4 protein-coding genes are annotated in these 11,813 nt (G+C 68.0%); all 4 read right to left on the bottom strand.

All coding sequences use genetic code 11. The annotated features are described in order from the left end of the window. Positions 1-36: 36 nt before the first annotated feature. Genes drmB through ABD236_RS25790 form a run of 4 tightly spaced genes read right to left on the bottom strand, consistent with a single transcriptional unit; the run spans position 37 to position 11,811 of the window. Positions 37-1,902 carry a DrmB family protein gene (gene drmB / locus ABD236_RS25805; RefSeq protein WP_344077365.1) on the bottom strand — a complete coding sequence of 622 codons (1,866 nt, stop codon included), beginning with the start codon at positions 1,900-1,902 and terminating at the stop codon, positions 37-39. Then, positions 1,899-5,150 (bottom strand): helicase-related protein, encoded by a 3,252-nt coding sequence (locus tag ABD236_RS25800; protein WP_344077363.1) that lies wholly within the window; start codon positions 5,148-5,150, stop codon positions 1,899-1,901. The genes drmB and ABD236_RS25800 overlap by 4 nt, the downstream gene beginning before the upstream one ends. Continuing rightward, a complete protein-coding gene (locus ABD236_RS25795; RefSeq protein ID WP_344077361.1) occupies positions 5,147-7,051 on the bottom strand; it encodes a UvrD-helicase domain-containing protein in 1,905 nt (634 codons plus the stop codon). The genes ABD236_RS25800 and ABD236_RS25795 overlap by 4 nt, the downstream gene beginning before the upstream one ends. Continuing rightward, the gene (locus tag ABD236_RS25790; RefSeq protein WP_344077359.1) at positions 7,048-11,811 is read right to left on the bottom strand and encodes a DEAD/DEAH box helicase; all 4,764 of its coding nucleotides are present in this window, start codon (positions 11,809-11,811) and stop codon (positions 7,048-7,050) included. The genes ABD236_RS25795 and ABD236_RS25790 overlap by 4 nt, the downstream gene beginning before the upstream one ends. Between the last annotated feature and the right edge of the window lie 2 nt (positions 11,812-11,813).

The raw sequence follows: 11,813 nt of genomic DNA, 5'->3' as shown, positions 1-11,813 counted from the left end.
CGGATCACCCTCGACGCCATTGCGGAAGGTTCGACGTCACTGTCCCAGGAGACCTCCGAAGTACCCGAGGCGTGGGTTGTCGGGGGTACCGACGAGCAGGGCGCGGTCCAGCAGGATGTTGTTGTGCTCGCAACTCGTCTCCGGCAGCATCACGCAGGCGTGGCAGGCCGCGAGGTTGATTCCGTCGACACCGGACGCCTCGGTCTCCATGCAGAGCGGGTCCGAGGAACACCACTCGGCACGGCGGACGGCCGAACGCACCGCACGACCGAGTGCCTCCGGCTCACCTTGGGCGACCAGACCACCCAAGCTGCCCGCGGAGTCGCTCGTCGCCGTGTAGACGAGCACCCCGGCCATGTCGTCGGCGGCGTACAGGCGCTCGCGCAGGGCTGCGGCCGGGTACCCCGCCTCCAGGCTCCACTCGTTGATGAGGACGTGGGCCAGCGTGTGCAGCAGCACCATGCGAGGGGTGGCGGGAGAGGGTACGACCATGCTCGGGTCATCGATCCGCTGCTCGAGCACGCGCTGGTGGGCGCTACGCATTCGCTCGACCCGGGCCGCCACCGCCACGGTCTTTTCCCAGGCACCCAGTCGGGCCTCGTCCAAGCGGAGGAAGACTCCCTCACCCCGTACCTCCATCGCCGGTAGCCAGCGCAGCGAGCGTTCCGACAGCGGCATCTCCGTCGAGGCGGTCATCGACTCGGCGTCGACGAGCCGGGTGAACGCCTTGAGGGCGCGCACCTCGCGAAGCTTCTTGACCAGCATCGGACCGGTGACGCCTAGCGGGTCGAGCATGCTCTGGTCGCCCAGCGGGGCTTCACAGACGAACTGCTCGTCACGGGAGTGCCCGCTCTCGTCGTTGCCCGCGCGGAGCCGTTCGTACTCCTTGTTGCGCAGCGCGCGGTAGCGGTGGTCGAAGGTGGGGGCCGACTCACTGTCGGGATCCTCCTCGCGCTCCGCGTCGAGGAGTGCCATCACCTCGTCCAGCGGTATCGGACACTTTCCCTTGAAAGCGCCTTTGAGGTAGATCTCGACTTGCTCGGGCGCGTCGTACTCACGGAGTGCTGCCCAGTGTTCGGCGAGCGGATCCGAGCGGCCGTCGCTCCACGGCGGGATGGAGAGCGCCGACTTCAGTACCGGTCGCCACACCGCCGACGAACCGCGCTGCAAGGTGCGCAGCGGAAGCCCACACCCCGGCGCCGGGGTGGACGAACCGAGCCAGGGACGGGTGCCTTGGCATTTGAGGCCCAGGTCCTTGAGTGCCTGCCTGCGGAAGGAGCCCTCCATCGAGACCTCGGGGGCCTGCCCGCACGTGCAGGAGACGAGGATGGAGCGGAGCGAGGAAGTGCGCCCGGTCGTCCGCATCTTGAGCTTCCCCCCGCACTGCCCCACCGACGTCGCACCACGGTCCGTGGTGCGATGGACCCACTGCCAGTACGGGAACTCGCCGAGGTGGCCGGCTTCACACGCGACGACGAAGCGGGAGGGGACCAGGTCGACCTCGCACGTACCGCAGACGCTTCGCCCGCTGGGCGGGTTGAAGTCGCGGTGTCGTTGCAGGTCGTTGCACTCGGGGCAGGAGTGCATCAAGGGGAATCGTCGGACCCGGAGACCGTCCTTGCTGGTGTCGTCGGAAGCGGGTGGCAGCCGGAAGTAGTCGACCTCCAGCACTCGGGCCAGGCGCCGCTCGTGGATCCGTGGGGACTCGTCACGGCTCCAGCTCTGTTCAGCTTCGTCGAGTCCCGAGACGATGAAGGACTCCTGGTCGACGGCGATGAGAGACCCCACGCCGTACGTGGTGATCGCCTGGGCGCGACGGACCGCACCGCGCCGCGGAAAGTTATGGGCAGGAGTGGCGCCGTTCGCGCCTGCCCGGCGACGGCGGGCGGGGGGCGGGGTCATCGGTTTCCCTCCATGAAAAGCACGGTCTCGGCGTCGACATCGCGCAGGCTCCACAACGTGGGATATGCCTCGGCGTCCCGTGACTCGTCGTCGTACGCCTTCAGGAGCGAAGGGGTACGGCTGCCCCTCTGAGGTTCGAACAGCAAACCGTTGTGGATGTCGGCCTCGGCGCACCACCACTCGACGAACTCGTCGAAGGCCCGCGACACGGCGCCGGTCTCCTCTCTCGTGACCGCCTCCACCCGCCCCAGGAGGATCGACTTGATGCGTCCCCGGAGCACATGTTCGTACGACTCGACCTGGCCGGCTCCCTCATTGGGTCGAGCGGCCGGAATCATGATGCGGGCGAGGGCGACGATCACCGCGTGCAGGCCCCGGTCGCGGGCCCGGGCGGAGAACGGGGTGACGGAGGTGGACTCGACCTCGCGGTACAGGGCCGAGTGGAAGTGCTGGAAGCTCTCGTAGTGGGAACGGTCCCGGGGCCGGGCCGCGTTGAGCATGACTGTGACCAGCCCGGGGTGCGCGCGGCCGACACGGCTGGTGGCCTGGATGTACTCGGCGGTCGTCTGCGGCTGGCCCATCACGGCCATGAGGCCGAGGCGGTCCACGTCCACGCCGACCGCGATCATGTTGGTGGCCAGGAGGACGTCCACCGTGTCATCACCGGGCAGCCGCTTCTCGATGCCCTTGAGACGGGCGGGGATCTCGCTGGCGTCGATACGACTCGTCAGCTCCGAGTAATGGGCGACCGAGCGGACTTCCACCCCCTCGCGCTCGGCGAGCATCTCCAAATAGGCCACTACGTCATCATGGACCTGGAGTTCTGCGGCGGACAGCAGTCGAAGGCTGTTGAAGTAGCCGACGAGACTCCAGTACGCGTCGCGCACCTGGTCCTCAGTCCTCGCCTGTTTGGCTCGGTGCAGCAGGGTGGCGTACGTGCGGATCAGGAGGGTGGACTGGCTGGTGCCCGGCGCCAGGAGGCCGACGTAGCGGCGGCTCGCCTTCTCCTCGCGTGGGGCCTCGACCGCGAACCACGAATCACGGGCGTCCAGACCGGCGGGCGGGAACTGCCGCACCTCGCGGGCGAAGAGGTGGCGACCCTGATCGGCGGCCCGACGGATGGTCGCTGTGGAAGCGATCACCTTGGGCCGGTCGGCAAGTGCGTCCACGGCAGTCTCGTAGAGACCCGTCAGTGTGCCCAATGGTCCGGAGATCAAATGGAGTTCGTCCTGGACGATCAGCTCCGGTGGAGGGGTGCCGCCCTCCGGGTCGTCGTCACGGTTGAAGAGCGCAGAGGTCGCCGGGCGCCAGGGCATCGACGCGAACTTGTCGACGGTGGCGATCACCAGGGTCGGCCGTGCGTCGTACACAGCTTCGTCGATCAGATGGACAGGCAGGCCGTCGTTGAAGTCGCAGTCCGCGCCGGAGCATCGGACGTGCATCCGCTTGGCATCCTCGTCGGCTTCGTAGTCCCGTGCGTCCAGGCGGGTCCCGCACCAGGGGCAGGCATGAAGTTGGACGGGATTCTCGGTTGCGAGGCGCTTGTCGAGATTCCGTCGTAGCTCATCGAGCTTCAGGCCTGCCACGGCCAGCGTATTGGGGGTAGCGGAACGCCCCACCCACATGCCGACGGAGAACGCCTCATGGCCCAACTCGGGTGTCCGGCGCCGCATGCGCTCCATGGCGCAGAGCAGGATCGCCGCCCGCTCGAACTGCTGGAGAGTGAGCAACCGCAGTGTGTAGCGCATGAGGACCGTGACACCGCCTGCGCCCTTGCGGATCCGACGCAGGAACGACGTGAAGGCGATCAGCCCGAGGTAGGCCTCCGTCTTGCCGCCACCGGTGGGGAACCACAGCAGGTCGGCGAGCTGCCGGTCATGGTGTTCGCGGTCGTCGATGCCGGCGAGGCACAGCAGCACGAACGCGATCTGGAAGGGGCGCCAGTGGCCGGCGGCCGGGTCGGGGGCCCCGACGCGTCCGTCTTTCACCCATTTACTGCGGGCACGCTGGTCTGCCATGGCGCGGTTCGCGAGACGGAACGCGTGCATGAGATCGGGCTTGGTCCGCAGCAGCTCGATACCCTCACGGATGCGGTCGAGCGCCTCGCGGCAGGCCGTCACCTGCTCCCGCGCAGGCTTCTCGTGGCGGCCGCCCGTCAGCGCCTCCGCCTCGGCCGACTTGCTGTCGATCCAGTGCTCGTAACCCGTGGCGAGTCCTTCCAGAGCGGCCAGGACCTCGGCATCGGGCTGCTCGGCCAGCCTCAGCATGGACAGCGCCGAACTGTCGATCTCCGGGTTGGAGTCGGTGAGCAGAACCTCCACGGTGGGTACGAACTGACTCCGCACCTCCGGGACGGCAGGCGTCTCGGCTTCGGTCATACCGATCGGCTGCGGAGTCCAGTCCCACTCGGCGGCGCAGCCGTGGCCGACCGCGAAGGTCGGGGCGTGGCGGTGCAGCAAGCGGCTCGTGGCGATCTCCGGGTCATGGTCGGCCGCCGGGGCGGGGCGCTCGACGAACGCGGTGGAGCCGTCGGCGGCCCGGACCGTCAGACCGCACTGGAACAGAGAGAAGGCGTCCTGGAGATCCCCTTCTCCGACCTTCTGACTGTTGATCAACGTGACCGTGACCGTGACCGTGCCGGTGTTCTGATCGAGAGGCCGGACGTTGACGTGCAAGGAGGCTTCGGGGGAGAGCGGGATCGACTTCCTCGGATCCGGCTCGGTCACGTCGATGGTTCGATCAGGAAGGGCAAGTACCTTGCGCTGCCACCACTCTCTCTGGTCAGCAGTGGTACGGGCCTCGGCGCGGCGGGCCGGGACGCGTCTGCCATCGGCGTCGGTGGGCTCGTAGACGGCCGCGCGGGTCGAGATCACGATCGAACGGCTTATGGCCGGGAGGACCGCGAAGGTGAGACCCATGGAGGAGGGGCGCCTGTCCCCCGAGGCGCCGATGTCCTGCGCGGTGCCGGAGTCCTCGACTTCCTCCCGGGTGAGCAGAGGGGCGGCGTCCAGGCCCTGCTGTTCTTCCGCCCGGTCGTCCTGATGCTCCTTCGCGGCCCTGTCCGCGGCGCGCGGATACAGCACGCCGGTGAGGTACCGGTCGATCGGGGCGTCCTGGGTGAGCACCTCGCCCCGGTCGTCCGGCACGGCATCGTCGGCGGGGCCGAGGAGCTCACGGCGGAGGCCCGCCAGGAGCTCCTCGTCCCGGACCCGGTAGTGCTCGGAGTGTCGGCCTGCCACCTGCGTCATGCGCGTCGCTCCTCGTGGTCGTCGGCTCTCCGGTACCGACCGATTCCGGTGAGTCGAGGGCAGATCCACACGCCTCGCTCTCCGAGACCGGCGTTGGCGCCGGCGGCGGTGCTGCCTGTCACGGTCTCCAGTGTGTCGATCCGCAAGCCGTGGATTTCGTCGGGCCACCAAGGGTCCCAGGTGCGGTTTACTTTCTGGACCTGGAACAACTCCTCGCGAAACCTCCGCGACGCCTCGCCGATCTCCCGCCCCGCGTGCAACAGGGCGTACGGCGGGCTCTCCGCCTCGCCCATCGGCAGGTCGTGGCGCCTGCGCAGCAACACCTCCTGGCCAGGACGGACCTTTTCCAGGAGATACACCTGGGTGGCGACGGCGTCCGTAGTCTGGCCGGGTGGGTCGTCGCGGCTCACGTCCACCGGTTCGGCGACGATCCCGTACCGGTCGTACGACCGCCACGAGCCGAGGTAACGACGGCCGTTGCGTCGGCCCCCCACCGTTTTGAAGAGCGGCAGTTCGGGGGGGCTCACGTGGTACAGGTCCTGGCGGGCGCGTGTCATCGCCACGTAGAGCGCGCGGGTCTCGGCGGGCAGATCCATCTCGTCCTGGTACCGCTTGCGCAGTGCGGCGACGGTCGGTGGTGTCAGGACGATCACCCGGTCGAACTCCAGGCCCTTGGCCCGGTGCACCGTCGACACCATGATGCGGGCGGCCTCCGGGTCGGCTGCGTCGTCCGGAAACCTGCCGTCGGCGATCAATCGGCGCAAGCGGTCCAGATCGAGCACTCCGCGCCCCGCTCCGCGAGCGACCCGACGGAGCACTGTCCACAGGGCGGCGACATCGGGTTCGTACGGAAGAGGGACGTCCCCGAGAAGAGCGTGGAACCTGTCCTCGGGGAGGACGGACGCCTCCGTCCGGCGAAGCAACTCGGCCACCCAGTACGGCACCGGACGCTCCTCCAGCGGTCGCCGTAGCCCGTGGTCGATGCCGTGCGTGTACAGCAGGTCGGAGACCACGAGGGCCTGCTGATTGTCGCGAGTGAGGACGGCGCATGTGTCCGAGAGGTCCCGCAGACCGTCCAGGGTGAACTCGTCATCGAGGCCGCCCATGCCGTTTGCCGGATCCAGAAGGAGGTCGCGAAGCTCTTCGTAGAGCCTTCCCGCCTCGGCCGGATCGCTCAGCCGCTGGAGTCGGGGGCCGAGTGGCAGCGCCACCCGGGCCTCAGTGGTGCCGGCGCGGAAGTTTCGTGTGAGGTGCAGCTCCACCAGGTCATCGGGGTATGAGCAACGTAGCCAGTCGAAGAACCGGCCGGTCTCGTCGACGCGTTCGACCGGGTCCTCGATCTGAAAGCCGTACAACGACTGGGCCGCGTCGCCGACGACGGTGAAGCCGCAGGTGTCCTGGTACCGGTCGAGAAGCGTCTCCACCAGTTCACGGCGGCCACTCAGCAGGTCCTGCACCTCATCGATCACGACATGGGCGGGTGGGACCGCGTCGCCCATCTCCAGCGCGCCTTTCTCGATCGCACGGGTCGCGGCGGCGATCCGCTCATCGAAGCCGACCACCCCCCATTCGCCGTCCGGATGGGCCTGGAGCAGCACCTCGTAGGCCCACGCGTCGAAGGTGCGGGCGCGCACACGGTGGGCTCGTTCCCCATGCCGGGAGATCCGTTCGCGCAGCTCCCGGGCTGCGGCCCGGGAGAAGGTGAGCACCAGGATCTCGGAGGCTTCCAGCGCCTGTTCGGGGTCCTCGTGGCCGCACAGCGCGTCGAGCCGGCGAACCAGGGTGTGGGTCTTGCCGGCGCCGGCGCCGGCCGTGACCAGTACACGGGCATCCCAGGGCTGTTCAACCACGGCCAGCTGTTCGTCGGTGAGCGGAGGGCTGCCCTGGTAGATGTCGCTCACTTCCGGCTCCAGAGGTGCTCGAACTGGGTGAAGGCGAGGTGGGTGTCGAAGTTGGCGATGTTGTCGCTGACATTGAGGATCAGACAGCTGTCCTTGCCGCCGTTCAACGGCCCGCGCAATCCGCGACCGATCATCTGCTGGTAGACGTTGGTGCTGTAGACCGGCCGGGCCACGACCACGGCACGAGTGGCCGGCGCGTCGAATCCCTGGGCAAGGACACCGTAGTTGGCGAGCACCCGGACACGGCCGCGTCGAAAGTTCTCGATGCGAGTGCGACGGTCCTGTGCACTGGTCGTCGAGTCCACCGCAGCGGACGGCACGCCCCGGTCGTTCAGCATGGCCGCCAGGTACTTGGCGTGGTCGACGGAGGTGGCGAAGAGCAACGTCGGCCAGTCGTGCGGCAGGTCGGCCACCGAGTCGACGATGCGACGACTGCGCGTGTGGTCGTCGGCGAGTCGCTGTTCGGCAGAGCGGGAAAGCATGGCCATGCGGTCGGCGTGCGTCTTTTCGTCCTGTGTGAGTTCGATTCGGCCGCCCTCGAGGGTGCGGTGCTCGACCTGGGCGAGCATGCCCCAGTCCTGGAGATCGCGATAAGGGTCGCCCGACGGGAAGACTCCTTCATCGAGTCGCCGATTGCCGAAGCGTCCGACCAGGCGGCGGGTCTCCTCCTCGTTGGTGTTCCGGAAGGGGGTGGCGGTAAGGCCGAGCAGATGGCGTCCTGTCTCGTACTGGGTGAGCCCCAACCGGTTCAGGATCTCGGTGTATCGCTTGGAGATGGCGGTGTGAGCCTCGTCCACGATCACCAGCGCGGCCTGACGCAGCCAGGCGTACTGGTCGGTGCCCAGGCACCGTTCCAATTTGGCGTCGGTGGCGACCACCAGATGCGGGTTGTCGGCGACGTCCCCGACCTCGTTCGTGCTCCACAGCCTGCTGATGGTGAGCGGACGTTCGGCGCCGACCTTGCTCCAGACGAACTTCCAGCTCTGGACGGCCTGCTCGCACAACTCCTCGGTCTGTGCGACCCACAGCAGTGGACCCTTGAGGTCGCCGACTCGCTTCACCCAGCGGATCACGGCCTCGGCGGTGACCCGGGTCTTGCCGGCGCCGGTCGGCAGCGACAGCATGCCGCGCTGGGGTGCCAATCGGTCGAGCATGGTGGAGATGTTCCGTACCAGGTCCTCCTGGTACGCGTGGAGACTCGGGAAGTCCCGAGGGCCCTCGACGGTCTCGAACGGCGGTGGGGACGGAGCCCTCGACCCGGCGAACGCGATCGGCAGCCTCAGCTCCGAGACGAACGCGATGGCCGCGGACGAGCCTCCGTACGCGACCGGGGCATGGGGGTAGCGTCCCTGGATGTCCCGGGCATGCTGTTGGAGCACACCGTCACCGTGTGCGTTGAACGCCATCTGCGCGATCCGGCGCCCGGTCGGCTCCACGCCGTCGGTCGCCTGGAGTTCGGCCTCCACCAGCCCTTCCGGGAGGCCGGCCCGGAGTGCGTCGGCGCCGATCAGCAGCTCGATCTTCGTCACCACGTCCGTGGCCTCGCGCACTGCCTTCTGCGCCGCCTTCAACTCACTGTCCCGGGCCATACGGTCCTGGTGCTCCAGCACCGCACGGCAACCGGCGGCGCCGAGACCCAGGCCGAGTTCGCGGTCGATCAGGCGCAGCATCGGCTCCGGGGCCAGAGGAACTCGGACCTTGACGGTGCTGTCCTGGCGCACGGCGTCCAGGAAGGAGGCACGCGTGCCGTTGGGCGTACGCGTGACCTCTTCCAGCTCGCTGCACCTTTGCACCATGCTGTTCCGGTTCCCGCTGTTCAGGCGCTGCCGCAAGGCAGGGAAAAGCTCGACCAGCGGCACGGGGTCGCCCTCGGGTACCTCACGGGTCTCCAGGCTGATCACGTCGGCGTAGCGGAGCATGCCCCACTTCTCGATCATCAGCTCGGCATCGTCGGCGGTCGGCACGAGCAGCGTCGGGAGTTGCTCGGCGCGCAGCGCTTCGTACTGAGCGGTCCCGACGGCGACGGTGATCTCGTTGTCGGGCCGAGTTCCCCAGGTGTCACCGATCCGGCAACGGGTGAGGGAGTCCTCGGGGAAGTCCGCGCCGAATCGGGTCAGCATCACATAGGTCGCGCCGACGAAGGAGTCGTCCTCGCTGCGGGTCACCTCGTCGAGGAGCGCGTCCCAGCGGTCGGCGGGGACCTCGTCGACGGTGGTCGGCAGCCGCAGCCTGCGGGCCTTCTCGGGGGAGATGTCGGCGACCGGCAGTACGTCTCGGTAGTGGGCGAGCTGGGGACCGACGGCCTCCTTGAGCGGCCTGATCCCTTGGGAGGTGGCGATCGTGCCGAATTTCCTCAGCATCCATCGGATCGGCGAGGGAACGGCCTGTCGTGTGCTGGTCTGCGTGCCGATCTGGCGCGTCCAGTTGTCCACCACGGCGTCGTCGGGCAGTACTTTCAGGAAGGCGGCGCGTGATTCCTCGGAGAGGGCGCGGAAGAGGTGGAGTGGACCGCCGATTGCGGCGCCCTCGACCTTCATCCGGCTCAGCGCAGGACGCGGAGCGCGACTGTCCAGGCCCCGCAGGTAGGCGGCATGGACGGCTTCGCGGTACTCCACGAACCAGGCTTCGTCTTCACGGGGACGGACCCCACCGGACGGTCGTTCTCGCAGGCCGACCTGCGAGAAGAAGGGAGTGTCGTCGGAGTGGAACGCCATGTCGACAGCGATGCTCGGGTCACGTTTCGCATCGGCCACCACCCCCGGCAGCATGCAGTCCTCGACCGGCCGGAACCGACCGTCCGTGGTCCGTACTCGAAGCGTGGAGCAGGGAGCGGGCACCTTCTCCAGGACTTTGTGCGCGAGCCGACGCACCCCCGCCTGACGGAACAGCTCCCAGAACCGCTCCCAGTCCGAGTCGCTGTAGTGGTCGAAGCCCTGATCGAGGACACTGACGAACCGGCCCTCGACATCGGCCTCCCGGATGCCCAGAACGTTGAGCGCGTGAGCCAGCGACGGGTCCTGGGCGAGCTTGTCGACCACGTACACCAGGGTCTCCCGTAGGCCGCCCTGGGCCGTACGACGGAACACCTTGCCGTGCATGGGCGCGACAAGGCCGTGCTCCTCGGTGAGCACGATGTGCGCCTTACGGGCCTCTTCGGCGTAGGGGGAGCGGTTCTCGATCATGTCCGCGAGGATACGAACGGCCACCGCCGACGCCTCCGGGGTCCCGCTCTCGACCAGAGCCTCCAGCCATTGCCGGACATCAGCCCGCTCATGCCCGGCCGCCGTGATGATGTGTTCGACCTTTCCGGAGCGCAGGGCGTCCGCCTCGGCACTCGGGTGAAGCCAGTTCGAGGGGCGCTCGGGGCAGTCGTGCCACATCCGCAGCCACTTGGACAGTTTTTTCAGGTCCCTGTCGAGGCGGGGGTGGATCCTCAACGTGGTCGGGATGCGCAGGACGCCGTCCTGGTCGGGCAACGCCGGGCGGTCCGCCGTGCGGGCCCAGATCTCTCGGGTCAGGAACTCGTCGGCCCAGCTGATCGCCTCCTTGACCCGTCCGGGCAGCAGCGGGAGATAGGCGGCAGGGTCCTCTTCGGGTGCCAGGACCGGGAGGGAGTCGACGACCAGCTTTGCCGACACCCGGATCATCTCCTGGTTGAAGGGAGAGGAGTCGAGGAGGTTCTGGCGGTCCTCGTTCGTCTTCCAGGCGCCGTTGAGGATGCCGCTCAGCGACATCTCGTACTTGGTCGGGAAGAAGGACCAGAACTTGCCGCGCCCACGTGACCGCGGGCTGATGTACAGGCCGCTCTCCGGGTCCCTCTCCAGGGCAGGCACGGCCCAGGCGAGGGTGAGTGAGAGCCGGCCGTGCAGTTCGCCGGCGTCCGCGCGGGCACTCGGACCGGGTTCGTGGGTGGTGGTGAACACGCGCCACCGGTCGGTGGCGACGGCCTTCCCGGTCCGCTGCTCGACTACGGTGTGCAAATCGCCGGTCTGCTGGGCTGTGAGTGTCCGACGGGCCATGGGCCGTGGCCGGCGGTCCTCCAGCACGACCTCTGCGACGTGCGGCGAGAAGAGCTGGAAGCCCACCGGGAATTCCTCGCGGGGCTCGCCGTGGTCCTTGGCACGTCCACCGTGCATGTCCCGGCCCAGGCGGTCGTCCGCCTTCGGGAGCAGAGGCAGGCGTACGACGGTGGTGGCCCAGTTCAGCAGCTCGTTCAGGACATGATCCGAAGCGCGCTCGGCCTGCACGTCCAAAGGACGGGCCATCCGCAGCACGGGGGCGTCGAACTCAGGGCCGTAGCGTTCCGTCACCCCGGGCACGGCCCTGATCTGCTCGTACGACCATGCTCGGTCAAACCCGAAACTTCCGGTGCTGCTGAAGAATTCCGGTGTGTCCGTCACCACGAGAACCGATTTGACGCCCACCCCGAAACGCCCGATCTGACCGCCACGCTTCTTCGACATGCTCATCCGGAGGATCGTCTCTGCGCCTTCCGAGGTCACCGGGCGGCCCTCGTTCGCGCAGTACAAATGGGTTTCCGTCAGGATGACGTGGACCCGCCCACTCGACTCGCCGGACATTTCATCCGCTGCATTCTGAACGAGCTCGAAGAGCTGACGATCACCGTATCCGCCCTGGGTGATACGGCGCTCTCCATTGGCGTGCTCCGATACCAGACCGGGGTCCACGGCGTAAGTCTGCAGGACACGCGAGGACTGCTCGAGAACGGTTTGAACAACCGAAGAGGACGATGGCGACACTG

The sequence above is a fragment of the Streptomyces crystallinus genome (assembly GCF_039521265.1).
Lineage (GTDB): Bacteria > Actinomycetota > Actinomycetes > Streptomycetales > Streptomycetaceae > Streptomyces > Streptomyces crystallinus.
The sequence above is the reverse complement of the archived record's forward strand: the minus strand, read 5'-3'. Positions and strand labels throughout refer to the sequence as shown.

Coding starts and splice junctions, on each gene's coding strand:
- drmB (WP_344077365.1), bottom strand. CDS start 1,902: ATGACCCCGCCCCCCGCCCGCCGTCGCCGGGCAGGCGCGAACGGCGCC.
- ABD236_RS25800 (WP_344077363.1), bottom strand. CDS start 5,150: ATGACGCAGGTGGCAGGCCGACACTCCGAGCACTACCGGGTCCGGGAC.